This window comes from Candidatus Bathyarchaeia archaeon, assembly GCA_038873195.1.
GTDB lineage: Archaea > Thermoproteota > Bathyarchaeia > Bathyarchaeales > Bathycorpusculaceae > DSLH01.
On record JAVZEV010000001.1, the window covers coordinates 570,545 to 587,424 of the forward strand.

Annotated in this window: 22 protein-coding genes and 1 tRNA gene; 13 read left to right on the top strand and 10 right to left on the bottom strand. The window is 42.0% G+C overall.

Annotation, left to right across the window (positions count from 1 at the left end; all coding sequences use genetic code 11):
* Position 1: 1 nt before the first annotated feature.
* The 6 genes from QXW63_03245 to QXW63_03270 all read left to right on the top strand — a co-directional run bounded on the left by QXW63_03245 (position 2) and on the right by QXW63_03270 (position 4,289).
* Positions 2 to 1,165 carry a hypothetical protein gene (locus QXW63_03245; protein ID MEM3460910.1) on the top strand — a complete coding sequence of 388 codons (1,164 nt, stop codon included), beginning with the start codon at positions 2 to 4 and terminating at the stop codon, positions 1,163 to 1,165.
* A 92-nt stretch (positions 1,166 to 1,257) separates the two neighbouring features.
* Positions 1,258 to 1,962, top strand: coding sequence for an ABC transporter ATP-binding protein (locus tag QXW63_03250; GenBank protein ID MEM3460911.1), 705 nt, complete (start codon positions 1,258 to 1,260; stop codon positions 1,960 to 1,962).
* Complete coding sequence (locus tag QXW63_03255; GenBank protein MEM3460912.1) at positions 1,959 to 3,227, top strand: ABC transporter permease; 1,269 nt, start codon at positions 1,959 to 1,961, stop codon at positions 3,225 to 3,227. Before QXW63_03250 ends, QXW63_03255 begins: the two co-directional genes overlap by 4 nt.
* Positions 3,228 to 3,364: 137 nt before the next feature.
* The gene (locus QXW63_03260) at positions 3,365 to 3,649 is read left to right on the top strand and encodes a TRAM domain-containing protein (GenBank protein ID MEM3460913.1); all 285 of its coding nucleotides are present in this window, start codon (positions 3,365 to 3,367) and stop codon (positions 3,647 to 3,649) included.
* Positions 3,650 to 3,662: 13 nt separating this feature from the next.
* Positions 3,663 to 3,953, top strand: a complete 291-nt coding sequence (locus tag QXW63_03265; GenBank protein MEM3460914.1) for an OB-fold nucleic acid binding domain-containing protein — start codon at positions 3,663 to 3,665, stop codon at positions 3,951 to 3,953.
* Between the two features lie 42 nt (positions 3,954 to 3,995).
* On the top strand, positions 3,996 to 4,289 hold the full coding sequence (locus tag QXW63_03270) for a TRAM domain-containing protein (protein ID MEM3460915.1): 294 nt from the start codon (positions 3,996 to 3,998) through the stop codon (positions 4,287 to 4,289).
* Between the two features lie 66 nt (positions 4,290 to 4,355).
* Here QXW63_03270 and QXW63_03275 read toward each other — a convergent pair whose 3' ends face one another.
* Positions 4,356 to 4,796, bottom strand: a complete 441-nt coding sequence (locus tag QXW63_03275) for a DNA polymerase ligase N-terminal domain-containing protein (GenBank protein ID MEM3460916.1) — start codon at positions 4,794 to 4,796, stop codon at positions 4,356 to 4,358.
* A 111-nt stretch (positions 4,797 to 4,907) separates the two neighbouring features.
* Between QXW63_03275 and QXW63_03280 the strand changes: the two genes are divergently transcribed.
* Positions 4,908 to 5,690: a glucose 1-dehydrogenase gene (locus QXW63_03280; protein ID MEM3460917.1), complete on the top strand. Its 783-nt coding sequence runs from the start codon at positions 4,908 to 4,910 to the stop codon at positions 5,688 to 5,690.
* Positions 5,691 to 5,730: 40 nt separating this feature from the next.
* Here QXW63_03280 and QXW63_03285 read toward each other — a convergent pair whose 3' ends face one another.
* The 5 genes from QXW63_03285 to QXW63_03305 all read right to left on the bottom strand — a co-directional run bounded on the left by QXW63_03285 (position 5,731) and on the right by QXW63_03305 (position 10,196).
* Complete coding sequence (locus tag QXW63_03285) at positions 5,731 to 6,684, bottom strand: 2-oxoacid:ferredoxin oxidoreductase subunit beta (GenBank protein ID MEM3460918.1); 954 nt, start codon at positions 6,682 to 6,684, stop codon at positions 5,731 to 5,733.
* Position 6,685: 1 nt separating this feature from the next.
* Positions 6,686 to 8,617: a 2-oxoacid:ferredoxin oxidoreductase subunit alpha gene (locus tag QXW63_03290; GenBank protein MEM3460919.1), complete on the bottom strand. Its 1,932-nt coding sequence runs from the start codon at positions 8,615 to 8,617 to the stop codon at positions 6,686 to 6,688.
* A 47-nt stretch (positions 8,618 to 8,664) separates the two neighbouring features.
* Positions 8,665 to 8,802 (bottom strand): hypothetical protein, encoded by a 138-nt coding sequence (locus QXW63_03295; GenBank protein MEM3460920.1) that lies wholly within the window; start codon positions 8,800 to 8,802, stop codon positions 8,665 to 8,667.
* A 102-nt stretch (positions 8,803 to 8,904) separates the two neighbouring features.
* Complete coding sequence (locus QXW63_03300; protein ID MEM3460921.1) at positions 8,905 to 9,327, bottom strand: ferritin-like domain-containing protein; 423 nt, start codon at positions 9,325 to 9,327, stop codon at positions 8,905 to 8,907.
* 122 nt (positions 9,328 to 9,449) lie between these two features.
* Entirely contained in the window at positions 9,450 to 10,196 is a 747-nt protein-coding gene (locus QXW63_03305) for an HAD family hydrolase (protein MEM3460922.1), read from the bottom strand.
* A 324-nt stretch (positions 10,197 to 10,520) separates the two neighbouring features.
* Between QXW63_03305 and QXW63_03310 the strand changes: the two genes are divergently transcribed.
* Positions 10,521 to 11,339, top strand: coding sequence for an SDR family oxidoreductase (locus QXW63_03310; GenBank protein ID MEM3460923.1), 819 nt, complete (start codon positions 10,521 to 10,523; stop codon positions 11,337 to 11,339).
* Positions 11,340 to 11,494: 155 nt separating this feature from the next.
* Here the strand turns inward: QXW63_03310 and QXW63_03315 are convergent, their stop codons facing one another.
* Positions 11,495 to 12,181, bottom strand: a complete 687-nt coding sequence (locus tag QXW63_03315; protein MEM3460924.1) for a hypothetical protein — start codon at positions 12,179 to 12,181, stop codon at positions 11,495 to 11,497.
* Between the two features lie 146 nt (positions 12,182 to 12,327).
* Positions 12,328 to 12,966 (bottom strand): flavodoxin domain-containing protein, encoded by a 639-nt coding sequence (locus tag QXW63_03320; GenBank protein MEM3460925.1) that lies wholly within the window; start codon positions 12,964 to 12,966, stop codon positions 12,328 to 12,330.
* Between the two features lie 44 nt (positions 12,967 to 13,010).
* Between QXW63_03320 and QXW63_03325 the strand changes: the two genes are divergently transcribed.
* The gene (locus QXW63_03325) at positions 13,011 to 13,571 is read left to right on the top strand and encodes an LURP-one-related family protein (GenBank protein MEM3460926.1); all 561 of its coding nucleotides are present in this window, start codon (positions 13,011 to 13,013) and stop codon (positions 13,569 to 13,571) included.
* A 45-nt stretch (positions 13,572 to 13,616) separates the two neighbouring features.
* Here the strand turns inward: QXW63_03325 and QXW63_03330 are convergent.
* Positions 13,617 to 13,695, bottom strand: a tRNA-Pro gene (locus QXW63_03330).
* Between the two features lie 85 nt (positions 13,696 to 13,780).
* On the opposite strand from QXW63_03330, the gene QXW63_03335 reads away from it, so the two are divergent.
* Positions 13,781 to 14,005: a hypothetical protein gene (locus QXW63_03335; protein ID MEM3460927.1), complete on the top strand. Its 225-nt coding sequence runs from the start codon at positions 13,781 to 13,783 to the stop codon at positions 14,003 to 14,005.
* Here the strand turns inward: QXW63_03335 and QXW63_03340 are convergent.
* Positions 14,002 to 14,322 carry a hypothetical protein gene (locus tag QXW63_03340; protein MEM3460928.1) on the bottom strand — a complete coding sequence of 107 codons (321 nt, stop codon included), beginning with the start codon at positions 14,320 to 14,322 and terminating at the stop codon, positions 14,002 to 14,004. The genes QXW63_03335 and QXW63_03340 overlap by 4 nt on opposite strands.
* 93 nt (positions 14,323 to 14,415) lie before the next feature.
* On the opposite strand from QXW63_03340, the gene QXW63_03345 reads away from it, so the two are divergent.
* Genes QXW63_03345 through QXW63_03355 form a run of 3 tightly spaced genes read left to right on the top strand, consistent with a single transcriptional unit; the run spans position 14,416 to position 16,774 of the window.
* Positions 14,416 to 14,895, top strand: coding sequence for an AIR carboxylase family protein (locus tag QXW63_03345; protein ID MEM3460929.1), 480 nt, complete (start codon positions 14,416 to 14,418; stop codon positions 14,893 to 14,895).
* Positions 14,896 to 14,908: 13 nt separating this feature from the next.
* Positions 14,909 to 15,970 carry a phosphoribosylaminoimidazolesuccinocarboxamide synthase gene (gene purC / locus QXW63_03350; protein ID MEM3460930.1) on the top strand — a complete coding sequence of 354 codons (1,062 nt, stop codon included), beginning with the start codon at positions 14,909 to 14,911 and terminating at the stop codon, positions 15,968 to 15,970.
* Positions 15,971 to 15,985: 15 nt separating this feature from the next.
* On the top strand, positions 15,986 to 16,774 hold the full coding sequence (locus tag QXW63_03355) for a DUF4111 domain-containing protein (GenBank protein ID MEM3460931.1): 789 nt from the start codon (positions 15,986 to 15,988) through the stop codon (positions 16,772 to 16,774).
* Positions 16,775 to 16,880 lie beyond the last annotated feature (106 nt).

The following is a 16,880-nucleotide window of genomic DNA, read 5'->3' on the forward strand; positions in this document are numbered from 1 at the left end:
AATGTCCGCAAAAGAAGTACTCAGAGTCATATACGCACCACATAAAGCATTCAAAGAAATAATCCAAAAACCCGGATACAAAGGACCAATAATAATTATGGGATTATTTGTGTTGTCTTTTGCAATCTTTTATTATGTTCTTTCTTCGAGAGTTTATTATGACCAGACAGCGCCACAATTGTCATCAACAGAATTCGATAAATGGACAGAAGACGTTACCCTTTGGAATTCAAGTGCGGTTGTATCAGAGAATAACATGGACTACATTAAAGGCAGCTATTATGGAAACAAAAGTATTCAGTTCCATCTTGAAAATGAAACTCAGATTTCTATGGAATTAAAAATTCCAACCTCTTTAAACTGTCTGGGCGCTGACGGTTATGCGAATGTGTCGTTTAGAGTGAAAATAGTTGAACCGAAAACTAATCCATCTAACTTAAGCATTTATTTGTTCTCGGCGAACACCACTGATAACTACTTTTACCATTCCATAACAGACGGCGTCGCTGAAGCAGGAATCTGGAACAACAAAACAATTCTGCTGAGCGAATTTACAAAGGTTAATAATGCCGACTGGAGCGATATTACTGGTTTAAAACTTGAATTGGCATGGAATACAAATGAGAACATCACCGTTCTGATTGACGGACTCTTCTTTCACGGCGTTTATAAATCCGCACTTGAAATGAATGGAAGCGGAATCCTAGTTAATTCCGTAATAAGCGGATTCATGCAGTTCACTATACAATGGACCATACTCGGCATCTTCTTATACTTACTTTCAAAATTGTTTAAAGCACAACCCGTTTGGAAAAGTATGCTTACAATATCCGGATTTGCCCTGATAACGTTCTTTCTACAGAATTTAATCATCACGGGAGTAGTTCTTGCTTATCCAGAAACGCACTTTTCTCTTCAAACCCTAGGCGGAGTCTCCGGAGAAGGATGGACAGTTGACGCCCAAAATTTCCAGTCCATTCTAACTATTCGATATGACATTTTAGACAGGATAGTATACTATGTTTGGATTGTAGCTTTGTGCGCTATTGCGCTTCGATTAATGTTTGCGTTTTCATGGACGAGGAGCATTTCTATCTCCATTCTAAGCAGCTTGATTAGTATGCTAGCATTTCGCCTTATAATATATGGAACGGTTTGGCTCTAGTTTAGACTTGGTTGTTGACAACGGAATCTGATGACGTCAACAAGATAAAGTTAAATAGTTAAGCAAAATTTTTGAGTTTGCGTTGATAAGGCATGAAAGCTCTGCTTGAAGCTCGCGATGTTAAGAAAGCTTACAGAATGGGCAAAGTGCTTGTTCCTGCTTTGCGTGGAATAAGTTTTGAAGCCAAAGAAAGTGAATTCTTAACAATTTTCGGACCTTCTGGCAGTGGAAAATCAACATTGCTACATTTAATTGGAGGGTTAGACCGTCCTGACGAAGGAGAAATCTTCATTGACGGCTTTAACATTCTTGAGCTAAGCGGTGACAAGCTGGCTGAACTTCGTTTGACTAGGATAGGGTTTGTTTTTCAATTTTTCAATTTATTACCCAGATTGACTGCATTGCGTAATGTTGAGTTGCCGCTCACGATTGCAGGTGTGCAAGAGAAAGAAGCGGTGGAAAGAGCAAAGGAGATGCTAACACTTGTGGGACTTGAAACTCGCATAAACCATAAACCCACAGAACTAAGCGGAGGAGAACAACAACGCGTAGCAATTGCACGGGCGTTAATAAATAATCCAAAAATCGTGCTAGCCGACGAACCAACTGGAAATCTCGACACAAAAACAGGTTGGGAAATAGTCCAATTAATGAAAAGGCTAAACGAGGAAAAAGGACAAACTTTCATAGTTGTCACTCACGACCCGCACATTGCAGAAACTGCAGACCGCATAATACACCTTAAAGACGGCTTAATAGAAGCAATAAAAGAAGCACCCAGAGGGAACAGGCAATGAGGTTAAGCAAGATTTTAGCTATGGCATGGGAAAACATGACCCAGCGAAAACTACGCACATCACTAACCACTCTAGGCGTTGTGATAGGCATAACAGCAATAATCGGCTTAGCATCTTTAGGCGAAGGATTCAGACTTGGCGTAAAAGAACGCATGGAAGAAGGATTCGAACTAAATGTTCTGATAGTAATCCCCGGAAGCTTCACATCAGGACTTAGAGGAGGCTTTACACCGCAAGATGTTGCAAACATTCGGGAAAACGTTACAGGCATAGAAGTGGTCACTCCAATAATAACGTTGCCGCAGGCAAAATTGAATAACACACAAACAAACGAAGGTTTAAACGCTATAACAGTGGGCGCAGTGAATTTTTCAGAAATAAGCCAAATCTTTCCAGACCGCTTTGTCCCATTGGCGGGAGAATTACCAAGTCAAGAAGAAAACGACACTGTTGTTTTAGGATTTAGAACTTGCTATCTGAATGATGTAACACCGGTTGTCAATGTGGGCGAAAATGTAACTTTGCAAATTGACTTTTCTGGAATGCCAGTAAATAAAACTCTTCAAGTTGCTGCAATACTAAACAAGGGCGGAACTTCGGGAATCACAAATTTTGATTACTGGGCATTCATACCATTAAATGCGGTGCCAGCTCCAAACAATGAAACGTACAACATAATCTTAGTCAAAGTTTCCGACACGGAAAAATCAGAACAAATCGCGAGAGATATAGAAAACACTTTTGAAAATCCCTATTCCATAAGCATACTTGTGCCAATAGCTTTCATGCGTCAAGTAGACCGAATTCTAAATTTTGTTCAACTGTTTCTGATGGCTATAGCCTCAATCTCCTTGCTTGTCGCAGGAATAGGCATAATGAACATAATGACGGTTTCAGTGATGGAGCGAACCCGCGAAATCGGAATTTTAAAGGCTATCGGAGCGAAAAGCCGAACTGTGCTAGGCATGTTTCTCGCTGAAGCTGTGCTGATAGGAATAATAGGCGGCTTGATAGGCATGTTTACTGGGTATGGAATTTCCTACGGACTAGCCTATATGCTGTCAAGTTTTATGCAGCCGCAACAACAGCAAGACACTCTTTTCAGAACACCCGAAACCCGTGGAATGAACATAAACCCGGTTTTTTCGCCCGAATGGACGATAATAGCCTTCGTCTTCGCAATCATCGTGTGCATAATCTTCGGTTTGTACCCCGCCAGAAAAGCAGCCAAACTAAACCCAGTTGAAGCTTTACGTTATGAATAAAAACTTAGCAAAATTTATATGGTTGAAGGACTTTTCTGCATGTAACTGGCCAACAACCAAAAACTCAAGTGACCAATACAAAGGCATGTGAGTTTTAAGGTGAAAGGCTGGTTCCGCGATAAGGACGAAAACGTAACATGCCAAGAAGGCTGCCAGAAAAAACAAAAAATGCGCCAAGAAAACCGAGAAGATTTGGAAGCCAAAGAAGGTTCCGTCCAAGCAGACCGCTCTTTTCGATGGCGCCTGTCAAAGAGAACCAAGAAATAGAAGTTGTCATCGACGATATTGGAAGCAGAGGCGACGGAGTAGCTAGAATACAGAACTTTTTGATTTTTGTTCCAAACAGCAAAATAGGCGAACGGGTTAAAGTCGTAATTCGCTCGGTGCATGAGAAATTCGCAGTCGCGGAAAGAATAGCTTAGACGGAGGACGAATTTGAAAATAAAAGAATTGCGAAACGGCATGAAAAACGTTACAATAGAAGCCAAAGTAACAGAAAAATCTGACCCACGCGAGGTTCTGTCAAGATTCAAAGACGAAACATACAAGGTCGCAACAGCAATAATTGCAGACGAAACAGGCACAATAAAACTGACTTTATGGAACGAACAAATCAACCAAGTAAACGTCAACGACACAGTCAAAGTGGAAAACGGATACATAACAAGCTTCCGAGGAGAAATCCAACTGAACATAGGAAAATACGGAAAACTAACAATCGAATAACCGCGAATCAAATTTTATTTAACGCAATGAGAGGTGAAACGAATGAGTGAAAGAAGAAGCTTCGGCCCAAGAAGAGGAGGATTCAGAGGAAGAGGTGGAGGAAGCAGATTCCCACCGAAACCAGTAGAAATAGGCAAAGAATACGAAGTTGACATACAAGAAACAAGCCGACGCGGCGAAGGAATAGCCCGCATCCAAGGCTTAGTGACTTTTGTACCAAACACTAAACCAGGCGAACACGTCACGATAAAAATAACAAGGATAAGCAGAAGATTCGCAGAAGCCGAAGTTGTTGGAAAAGGAGAAGCGGGAACCGAAGAAAAAGAAGAAGAGTAACCAAAAACTGTAGAATATTTCTTCTCAAAGTTTTTTCCAATCTCTGTTCTTTTCTACTTTTAACACTTATTTCTTTTTGAATAAAAGCCAGTTTTTCTGGTCTTTAAACCTCACTAGCACATATACGCCCTTCAGTTTGTTGCCGTTGATTTCCACAATGAGCTTGTCTTCTTTGCGGTCTATCATTTTGTAAGTGCCTTTATCCCAGATTTCCACAGTACCCGCGCCATACTCGCCTTCAGGAATTGTGCCTTCAAAACTTGCATAGTCGACTGGATGGTCTTCCACTTGGACTGCTAATCTTCGAACACCAACCGTGAGAGGCGGCTCTTTAGGCACTGCCCAACTTTTCAGCACTCCATCCATTTCTAAACGTAGGTCGTAATGCAAATGCGTCGCTGCATGTTTCTGAACAACGTAAATGTTTCCCTCACCCATTTTTACTTCACCCTTCGGCTCACTTGTCTTATCGAAACTCCGTTTTTTCCGGTACTTTTCAAGACTCATTTAGGAAATCGCCCTTAAATCCCTTTGATGCGTCGCCTTAAATGTAAATACTATAGATTATGGTAAAATCTTTATGCAAATTTCAATTAAATATGCAGTAAGGTGGATTGTTTGAGCCAAAGCGTTATGAAATTATGTTTCGACATTAAGGGGCAAACAGCAATAGTAACAGGCGCTTCTAGCGGATTAGGCGTAACATTTGCTGAAACACTCGCTGAGCACGGAGTAAACCTAGTGCTTGCCGCAAGAAGATACGAAAAACTTCTCAAAGTGACTGAAGACCTAAATAGAAAATATGATGTAAAAGTGGTTCCTGTAAAAACTGACGTGAGCCAAGAAGAACAAGTAGTCAACATGGTCAAAACAGCAGTAGAACAGTTTGGAAGTGTAGAAATTTTAGTTAACAATGCTGGCGTGGCAAGCTTAAGTCCTTCTGTTGAAATGAGCATCGAAGAATGGAAAAAAGTAATAGACATAAATCTCACAGGCGTATTTTTATGCGCCAGAACAGTCGCACGGGAAATGATTAAGAAAAACTATGGAAAAATAGTAAACATAGCCTCAATTTACGGGGCAGTAGGAGACATTTTTCCAACAGCGCCCTATTATGCTTCAAAAGGAGCGGTAATAAACCTGACTAGAGCTTTAGCTATAGAATGGGCTCCATACAAGATAAACGTGAACGCTATCGCTCCGGGATTCTTCCTGAGCGAAATGACTGAATCAGTTTTCCGAGATGAAAAAGCAACGGCATATATTCTTTCGAGAACGCCTTTAGGAAGGACAGGGGAACCATTAGATTTGAAGGCAGCACTCACGTATCTGGCTTCTCCAGCGTCTAACTATGTAACTGGACAAACGATTTTTGTAGATGGAGGATGGACGGCACTATAATTTCATGCAGACTTTACGCGCTACTCAATCTTTTTGGTTCCTAAGAAGTTTTTAATTCTTCGAAGAACTGGTCTAAAATTGCTATTGGAGAGCCGTTTTCTTCGCTGATTTTCTGTTTTGCGGGTGGATTAGTGGGATAAAAGGGTATTCTTTGAGTGAAGCGTTCTTGGAAGGTTGGTACAAGCTCGTTTTGGTAGAATATGCCGAGTGGAATTTTGTCGCCCCATTCCTGAGCCTTTTCAAGGGCCGCTATTTTCTTTTTGAAATCTTCATCAGGCTCGTGCACGACTGGGTCGTAGCCGGTTTCGTCTAGTTTGTAAAGCCTCGGGTTTGGTTTTCCAGTTTTTGGGTCTATTCTGTCCATGCCAGCGTACCAGTCTTTAGTGTTTATGTCGTTGTATGTGGGACACGGTTGCAGAATATCAACGAAGGCTAGTCCCTTGTGCTGAATAGCGTGTTTTATCATGTCTTTCAAGTGTTTTGTGTCGTAAGCGTACGCTCTCGCAACGAAAGTGTAGCCAGTCATAACCGCCAAAGCAATCGGGTTCACGCCTTCGTTTATGTTTGGTTTTGAAAGAGACTTAGTTCTTAAGCCCAGCTTCAATGTTGGAGAGGCTTGTCCCTTGGTTAACCCGTAAACGCCATTGTCATGAATCAAATAAGCCATGTCCACGTTGCGCCTTCCAGCATTCACAAAATGTCCAGCGCCAATGCCTAAACCGTCGCCGTCCCCGCCCACAGCTATCACTTCCAACTCTGGATTCGCAACTTTGATTCCTTGAGCGAAAGGCAAGGTTCTACCGTGAAGCGTGTGAATTCCGTAGGCTTTAATGAAATGTGGTGGTTTGCCAGAACAGCCAATTCCGGAAACTATCACAATGTGATGTGGTTCTAATCCAAGCTCGGCAAATGCCATCTGCATGGCAGTGAGTATGCCAAAGTTGCCGCATCCTGGACACCAATCAACGAAAACGTCTGTTTTGAAATCTGACATTTTAAGAGCCATAGGTTAACACCTGCCTTTTCGGAGCTTGATTAAGCAGAATACGCTTCAACGCCGCATACACTTCGGTGGTTGTCATAGGACGCCCATTATACTTTAAAATGTAAAAATTCATGGGAATTCTCGTTTTTTCCGTGATTATCCCTCCAAGCTGTCCAGAATAATTCATTTCTATATCAATGATTTTTTCGGCGTTTTTCAAAATATCAGCGATATATTCTTTTGGAAGAGGATGCACCATCCGAACTTGCAGAAAACCTAAACTGAAACCTTCTTTTACTAACATGCCAAGTGCTTCGAGAATCGCGCCTTTCGAAGAACCCCAACTGACAATCATGTTTTTCGCGTTTTTGTCTCCGAAAAAGTTGATTTTCTCTTCTATTGGAACCTCTTTTTCAACTGCCTCAAGCTTTTTCATGCGTTTCTCAACCATCATTGTTCTGTTGGGAGATTCCTCGCTTATGTGTCCAAACTCGTTATGCTCGTCACCAGTGTACCAATGCACACCATTTTTTGTTCCTAGAAAAACTCGTGGAGAAACGCCGTTTTCTGTGAACTTGAATCGTTTGTATTCTATGCCTTGAAGTTCTGCTTCATCAAGAATCTCGCCTCTCTCAATCTTAAATTGGCTGGAGCCAAAGATTGGATACGTTTGGGAACTGTTGCCAAGAGCTTTATCAACCAAATGGATAACTGGCAGCTGATATCTTTCAGCGTAATTAAACGCGATTGCAGCGTCATAGAAACATTCACGTATATCGCCAGACGCAAGCACTATCCTTGGAAATTCGCCATGTCCAGCGTGAATAGCAAATTGCAAGTCGTCTTGTCCATGTCGCGTCGGCAAACCAGTAGAAGGCGCACCTCGCTGATAATATGTAATGACAACGGGCACTTCGTTGTTTCCAGCCCAAGCTAAGCCTTCAACCATAAGCGAAAAACCAGGTCCAGACGTGGAAGTTGCTGCTCTTGTGCCGGTTAAGGCTGCTCCAGATGCCATGTTAACCGCTGCAATTTCGTCTTCGGTTTGAATGACGACTATGGCGCCTTTTTCATCGCCAGTTTTTGTTTGGATGATTTCGTGAGCTTCTAAATATTCACTTTCGTCTGCAGCGGGAGTTATTGGATAATAGGTTTGGATTCTACACCCGCCTAAGACTTTGCCAATCGCGACTGCTTGGTTTCCAGATAGGAAAATCCGTTTTTCGGTTGTCTCGGTTTTTTCGAGTTTATGTTCGAAACTGTTGCCGAAGGTTTGTTTGGCATATGCGTAGGCTGTTCTGAAGGCTAAAATGTTCATGTTTACGATTTTAGGTTTTTCTGCAAAAATCGATGCAATCGCCTTTTCTACAAGACCTGGGTCATAATCCAGCAAACCGAAGGAAACGCCAAGTGTTAAAACGTTTATCATTCTAGTAGCCTTACTTAACTGTTCTATGCCCAATTTTGCTGCGACATCCTTCAGCAAATCCATGTAAGGAACACGAAAAACGTGAACACCCGCTTTTTCTGCTTCAGAAAGTAAATCGCTTAAACTGTCGCCCCAGCTTTTTTTCTCCAAAAACTCTCGGTATTCTTTTTTGAATTCGTAAGGCAAGGTGGGTATGCTGAAAATTTTTGTGTTAACCTGGTCTTTATCAACGATTATTCCGCCGTTTGGAACAACTTCGTTTATGTGTCTGACAACCGTTTCCGCGTCAAATGCCGCAAGCAAATCTACATCATTAACGTTCGCCGAAACTTCACGGATTGAAACTCTCAAATGAAAGTAACTGTGCAGTCCCTTAATGTTTGAGTGATATTCTCTTCTTCCGTAAACATACAAGCCTCCGTAACCGCAAGCTCTTCCAAAAATGTTCGCAGCAGAATCAACACCGCTTCCTTGCGGTCCACCTGCCATCCAGTTAAGTTCCTCTTTTACCATCATATTCTCACCAACTTGAATTCGCTTAGGATAAAAATGGTTAGCTTTTATCCGCCTGTGGCTTTGTCGATGCCTATGCTGCATTCGCAGTTAGCGGATTCGCCGCAGTAGGGGCACACGCATTTGCAATCGTCAATCGGGTAGCCACATCTTTCACATATAGGCTCCATTTTTTCCGATTTCATTTGCTATTTCCCGTTTAGTATATCGTTTTTTGCAAAATTAAAACTTGCGTAAAATTATGCTAAAAGCAAAAGAGGAGAAAAAAGGTGGGAGTAGTTCTGGTTTTACTTCAAGTCTTCAAACAAAGTCGTGAATGTGTCATGGTGTTCTTCTTCGTCTTTCAAAATGTTCATAAAGAGTATCTCGGTTGTTTGGTCTTTCTCTTTGCGGGCTTGCTCGATTATCTTCTTATAAAGCGCTATCGCGTTTTCTTCGTCCTTTATGTCGCGTTGTATCATCTGCTTAAGTGTTTTACCCACAACAATTTCAGTTGGCTTCGTTGTCGGTGTTTCACCCAAATAATAAAGTCTTTCAGCAATGGCTTCAGCATGCTTCATCTCGGTTATCGCTATCTTCTTTAACTCATCCTGCACCGCGAAGCCTTTAACGCCGCCCCATTGAACGTGTTGCCACATATACTGAATTGAAACTTGTAACTCTCTTGCTATGCCGTCATTCAACATTTTCAATAATTCTTTAGAAGCCAATTTTCTTTCACCTTATTTTGACAGATTGAATTACAGTTTTTGTTGTTCTTCTTATATTAAATTTTCTTAAATCACGTGGGAAAGGCTGGAAAGTTAAACGTTTGCAAACTTGATAAAGAAAATTAGCGCACATATAATTCAGAAACTGAAGAAACAACAACATCTGCAACTTGCTCAAGCTTTTCTTTAGGAGTAAACCCAGTCAAAACGCCTATGCACGCCTTTAGCTTCGCGTTTCTACTCATCTGCATGTCTGAAACGGAATCTCCAACAATAACAGTGTTGCTTGGCTTAGATTTCGTCTTTTTTAAGATTTCAAGCATCATGTCCGGAGAAGGTTTCCCATTCATCACATCGTCACTTCCAACTACTGCATCAAAAAGATGCGCTATCTTTAAGGTTTTGAACGATTTCACCGTGCGCTTGTGAGTGTCTGTGGAAGCAATTGCAAGCTTCAAGCCGCCTTGCTTTAACCGTTTAAGAGCGCTTTCGACGCCTTCTAAAAGAACTGAACCGTAAGGAGACCGCATTGAATCGTCAGCCTCATCATAAGCCCTCTGAACCGACCGTTTAGCATCACTCCACGGATAGCCATCCAAATAGAAAGCTGCAGCTGCAATTAAAATCTCTTCACGTCTCGGAGCAGTTCCCAAAGGTCCACTGTGGTCTATTTTCTCATTTTTCAAATCAACGCCGACCAAATGCTCCCATAACTCAGAAACGGCCTTTCCACCATGCTTTTCAATTGCGTTTTTGCGTGCTTTAGCCAGCTCCAGCAACAACAAATGCTGATTGATAAGAGTGCCATTCTTGTCAAAAATCACCAACTCGCATTTTATCGTTTTGTTTCCTGCAACCAACTTTACCATGCGTTGCTCTCCATGCTTCTTTATTCTCGTTTCAAACGGGTGGTTATGGCAAGAGTCATCAAGAAAACTATTTATCCTTTAACCCGTCATGCCCTAAACATGATTAACAAGAATTCACTCTGTTTTGTAACTTATTGTGGTTTATACTGCAGACAATAGACGCCCACAGATGGATAAAGGAACAAAAAGAGAGAGTCAAACGAGGAATAAGCTATTCCGACTGGAAAACCAAATAATCTTTTCAAAATTATTGTACTCTAAATTCACAAGAAATTTTAATAACCCGCTTCCTTTGATGGTTCAACAGTCTAGGAGCGCATAGTAATGACCAAGAAAGATACCGCTAAAACTGGTTTGCCGCCTTTGCATACGCTTATTTCTCTCGAAGGAAAAAAGGCTTTAATCACTGGTTCTGCTGCGGGCATTGGAAAAGCCATAGCTTACAGGTTTGCTGAGGCAGGCGCTGATTTGGAACTCGTCGACATCAGCGAAGACGGCTTAAACGCTGCAAAAGAAGAGCTCAAACAGTTTAAAGTGCACATAAACATTCACAGAATTGACCTGTCCAAAAAAGAAGAGATAGACGCTTTATGGAAGAAGTTGGAAGGCAAAGAGCCAGACATACTAGTCAATAACGCGGGCATATACCCTTCCAAGTCCTTTCTCGAAGTGGATGAAGCCTTTCTGCAGAAGGTGATGGATGTTAATTTGAACTCGGTTTTTTGGATGTGCCAGCACATGATAAGAAGCAGATTGAAAAAAGGTGGAGTAATAATAAATGTTGGCTCTATCGAGGCAGTAATGCCGCTGAAAGAAGAGCTTAGCCACTATAGCATCAGTAAGGCTGGCGTAATGGTGCTTACTCGAGCCTTAGCAAGCGAATACGGCAAGCATGGTTTCAGAATAAACGTACTTGTGCCGGGTGGAGTTTGGACGTCTGGAACAAAAAGTTTAGCAAAAGAAGCGTTGCAGTTCAAGTTTAAAGTGGTGAAAACTGGCATAGAATATGGCATGAGGAACCCGCTGGGCAGATTGGGCAAGCCAGATGAAATTGCACGTATGGCTCTGGTTCTTGCAAGCGATTTGTCCAGTTACGTGCATGGCACATTAATAACTGTTGATGGAGGATTCCTATCCGCATAAACTGAATACGGTATTTCCGGTTCGGATAGCATAGACGCCTTAAGACTTAATCGCACTTAAAAGTTCTCATTTTTCAAACGTTTAAAGCCGCAGTCAAGCATAACGGTGAAGATTTAACATAAAAAGAGAAAAATGTTGAGTTTTATAGTCAGAGTTTATTCTTTTGGTTTTTCTGAGGGTGAAGGCGGTTCGAGAGTTTTCGTTGGTGGTTTTCGCTTGAGCAGTATAAGAGCGGCTACAACTACAACGACGCAAACAACAGCTGCAACTGCGATTAGAAGCCACATGTCTAAGCCTCCAGTGCTCCACATGTTTGTTTCGACAACTTTCATCAAAGTTGTTGAGCCTCCATATGAGCTATAGAATTCCAGAAGCACGCCTTTCTCTCTATCCCAGTAGTATGTGCTTGTCCCAATCATTGGAACAGAAATATTAAGATAAGCAGCATCTCTGCCATCTTTTGTTGTCGTTCCCGTTATTGGAGATACCGTTCCATAGACAAGATCGCCTGTGCTTAGGTTTGCCGAAACAATGAGTGGCACGCTGGAGATTGTTGTGAACCCTGAACCTGTAGCGACATCTATTGTGAAGTCTCTTGGAGTGGTAGGCCATCCTGGCTGATTTCCTTCATATGTTCCGCTTACTTTTGTGCCGCTAACGTTTTGGATGGTTATTTTTATCCATGTCGTGACTGATTGTCCTTGAGCGGTAACCTTGATTTCCCATTTTATCCATTCATTTTCTTTGACGCCTACTGTTGCGGCTGCCATCGTTGGCGTTACAGTGAGTAGGATAAGGCAAAATATGAGCGGTATCGCTATTTTTCTCGTGATTTTTGGCATTTTTTCACCTTGAGCCAACACTTAAAATTCTTTTGTTATTTATGCCTTACGAAAGTATTTTCTAGCTTACCCTAAGTTAAGGAACAAAACTTTAGTGCCGCACAAAACGAGATTATTGGAGTTTCCATATCTTCTGGTTTTTGAATCTATGACGATTGAGGCTGAAGTGTTTCGGCGACTGCTTGTGCCCACTTTTTCGCTTTTTCCAATTCTCCCTCTTTCAGTCGCATTTGGTTCATTTTGCCTTCAACATAAGCAATTAACGGAGCTGTTATCAGCCTAAAGCCTAATTTTTTAAGCTTGTCTTCAATGCCCTTCACTGCGCTTCCGCTTATTCTTGATTGAACTTGCGTATCAAAAGTCGCTGCTAGTTTACCAGAAAAATCTTCCTTTGACAAGTTGTCAAGAAACTTTCTCATATCGTTTGAGGCTCTGAATGCCATGGTGGGCGCGCCAACAATTAAGCAATCATAATCTTTTATGACTGCCGCGTTGGCATCATTAACATAGGAAGAGTCAACTTCGATTCTCTTTTCTTTTAGTGCTTCGCTGATTGTTTCGGCAACTTTTTCCGTTAACCGCATGAGAGAAACTGTGTCGTAAACAATTAAAACTTTCATTTGAGTCAGCCTCAATTCAACTTTAAACGTGTATGTTCCTTTTAAACGTTCTTTGAAGTTTAAGGGAAAGACTATTCGGTTTGTAATGGAACAATTGAAGTTTAGTCGTAACCAGATGTTGATGCTGCATGCTGCTGAGTGAAAATCAATATTCAAAATTGGCAAGGGATAACTTAAGCATGCACAAATGTAACGTTAGGTGTTAAGAAATGAACATGTTTGACCATAAAGAATTCACTGTTGACCAGCGGCTTTTGTCAGTAAGAAACACTTATGTTGTCAAGAACAAGTTTGGCGAGCAGTTAGGTTTCATTAAACAAGAATTCGTCAGTTTTGGACCTAAATTCTGGTTTGAAGACAATGCGGGTGCTCGTTTAGGAGAGGTTGACGGAAAAGTTCTCACGGTTCACCATGAATACGAAATCAAAGATAAGGATGGAAACGCAAAGGCGCGGATAAAGAAGAAGATTCTAAAACTGTTTGGCAGCGAATGGTGGATGGAAGATGTTGAAGGAAAAGAAATAGCAAGAATAAAGGGTAATGTTGTCCATCACACTTATGACATTATTTCGCCGGATAAGGCTACAATCGCGAGGGTTCATCTGAACTGGGCAACTGTCAGCGACGAATACTGCGTCGAAATAATCAGACAAGATTTTAACCCGTTGCTTGTGTTAGGTTATGCTGTTGCGATGGACCATGTAGAACATTCGCAGCGAAGCCCAGCGTCAAGGGGAGTAAAATCTGTAATAAAACTTTTTGGACGATAATGAGTAAAGGAGCACTAGAAGCACCAGAGTCCTAGGCGTTGGTAGTGGTGGGGTAGCTGGGATTTGAACCCAGGACCGCCAGCGCCCCAGGCTGGTATCCTAGTCCAAGCTAGACGACTACCCCATCGGGCTTGTGAATGGTAAAATTGTTAAGGGGTTATTAAAGCTTAAAAGTTTGTTAATCCGTTTTTTGGTTGTGGTTTGAGACGATGGCGCGTGAAGATGGGTTTATAGGTGGTTTTTTGGTTTTGGCTTTTGTTGTTTTTATTGCTGGGTTTTTGGTTGGGATGTTAGCGATTATGGTTATACCCGTAAGTGCAGATACAACGATGTTGGGGCTACTGTTTTTTGCTCTCGGGTTTGTTGTTGGAATTTTAGCGGTTGGTCTAGTGTGGGTAGTGTTTAAACGTAGAAAATCAGCAGCGAAGCCTTAGCTTGATTGGTTTTTATTTTCTTTATTTCCTTCTTTGATGGGTTTTGTGGAAATTTCGCGGATTAACGGTTCTTTTCTGCCGCCTTCTATCTCAATTTCAGCGTTTGGATATTTCTGCTGCAGTTGTCTTCGGAGTGCGTCGGCGTCTGCGTCTTTTCCAATTTTTGCGCGGACTTTTGTTCCTTCGGGTGTTTGTGTGACGCTTATGGAGTATCCGCTTTCTGGGAATTCGTTGAAGAAGCTTTCTGTTTCTTCGAAGATTGAGCTTCCGAAGAGGTCGTCTATTATGCTTCTTCCGCGTTTCACGCGGGAAGACATTAGGCAATGCCCTCCAAAATGAAAAACTAAAGTTCGGGTTTAAAAATTTTAATTAGTAGTTCTTGTAGCAGTGTAGTTGTCTAGGTGATGTGAATGAAGGGTAAGGTTGTTGTGTTGATGGGTTCGGAGCGTGATGTGGAGCTTTGTCGCGAAATAGCCAAGACTTTGAAGATGTTAGGTGTTGATTATGAGTTTCGGGTGGCGTCTGCGCATAAAACGCCCTTGAAGGTTTTGGAGATTTTGAAGGAGTATGAGAAGGAACGGGTTGTTTACATTACGGTTGCTGGACGCTCCAATGCGCTTAGCGCGTTTGTTGACGCAAACACCATTAAGCCCGTTATTGCTTGTCCGCCCTATAGCGACAAATTTGCGGGTGCGGATATTTATTCGTCGCTTAGGGTTCCAAGCGGTGTGGGTTCGGTTGTGACTGTTGAGCCTGAAGGTGCCGCGATTGCGGCTGCGAAGATTTTTGCTTTGGAAGATAAGGAGTTAGCGAAGCGTATTGGCGAGTATCAGTCTGCTAAGAAGAGCGAGATTGAGAAGGCGGATAAGTCTGTTAAGAAATTAAGGTAGCGTGCAAAAGCTTATGGGCAGCGTTAAGGATTTAGAGGTTGTTAAGAAGCCAACTAAAGACGCGATGGGTGTTGGGCGTTTTCATTTTTCTGACCGTTACTCAGTTTTTGATTGGGGCGAAATGCCAGACCTCATCGAAGGCAAAGGCGCAGCCTTGTGCATGATGGGCGCGTATTGTTTTGAGAGGCTTGAAGAAAAGGACATTAGAACGCATTATCGCGGGTTAGTGGATAAGAATGGCAGAGTTGTGCATTTTGACGAGCTAAAAGCGCCTTCCAGTATTATGGAGATTAATTTAGTGAACGTTTACAAGCCTAGGGCTTATGTTGAAAATGGCAAACTCAAATATGACTACAGCGTTTACACGCCGGCTCTGCGTAACTTTTTGATTCCGCTTGAAATAATCTACCGTAACGGCTTGCCAGAGGGCTCATCAGTTTTTAAACGTCTTGAGAAGGGTTTGGTTACGCTTGAGGAGTTAGGGTTAGACCATTACCCGAAGGCGGGTGAGAGGCTTGCGAAGCCAATTTTTGATGTGAGCACGAAGTTGGAGGAGGGCGATCGTTACGTGAGTTGGAGTGAGGCGCAGCGTATTGCGGGTTTGACGGATGAAGAATTGGTTGAAGTTAAGGGTTTGTTGTTGCGTGTGGATGAGACGATTACGGAGATAGCTGCTCCAGCAAGTTTGGTGAATGAGGATGGAAAGATTGAGTTGGCTTTTGACCCGCAGCGGAGGCTTATGATTGTTGATGTTGTCGGTACACTGGACGAGTGCAGATTCACCTACAAAGGGTTGCATGTGAGCAAGGAAATAGCAAGAATATACTATAGACAGACGGAATGGGCGAGGGAAGTGGAAGAAGCAAAGAAAAAAGCTGTTACCGAAGGCTTAGAAGACTGGAAACAGCTGGTTAAGAGTAAACCGCCAAAATTGGATTCAACATTGAAGAATATAATAAGGCAAATGTATATGGCAGCGGCAAACGAAGTTACGAGAAAGAGAATTTTTGATGTTCCAAAACTCGCCGACATCGTCAAAGAATACGAAAAACACCACTCACTTAGAGGCGATTAAGAGGATATAATTAACGTGACCATAAAATACGAGTTTCCAGAAAAGACTCCTAAATTTGTTAGAGACTTTCTAAAAGATACATTTACTAGTGTTCATTCTGTACTTCGAGACAATTTGGTCGGCATTTACTTGTATGGTTCGCTTGCCATGAAATGTTTTAATCCAAAATCAAGCGACATAGACATCATTCTCATCGTGAAGAAAAGGTTATCAAAAGAACCGAAAAGAAAAATAGTTGAGTATTTAAAAGGAATAGGCTCAAAGGACAGACGTATAGAGTTGAGCATAGTTCGCGAGGGTGTTGTTCGAAATCCACAATATCCATTGATGGTGGATTTGCACTTTGAATATTGGGGAGAAGTCTTCGAAAACGAAAAGGACAACGAAATTCTATCCAACTTGTACACTACGAGGAAGAGAGGGTTTTGCGTCTGGGGCAAACCAATAGACGATGTTTTCTCAAAAATCCCTGCTGAATACCACCTTAGGTCGGTGATAGATGATTTGGAGCACACGAGAAAATACTTGCATGAGAATCCCGAGAATATTGGATACGACCCCACAGTCTATTGGGTACTTGGTTCATGCAGAATTCTAGCTTTCATAAGAGAAGAGAAAGTGCTTTCCAAGCTAGAAGGAGGACAATGGGGATTAGCTAATTTACCTAAAAAATACCAAGGCCTGATTGAACACGCACTCGCCCATTACCAAGGAAAAAAGAAAGAGCGAAAATGGAATCATGAAAAATTGGAAGCCTTTGCAAATTACATGACCAGAGTTATTCATGGAGAATTGAAACTCTGAACGTTGCTGATTTGCAGTTCTCAAAAACCAAGTAAAACCGTTAAAGCGGGCTTGCTGTTACACACGTTGCCACCATGAAACTACACATCGACGTCACGTTTTAGAA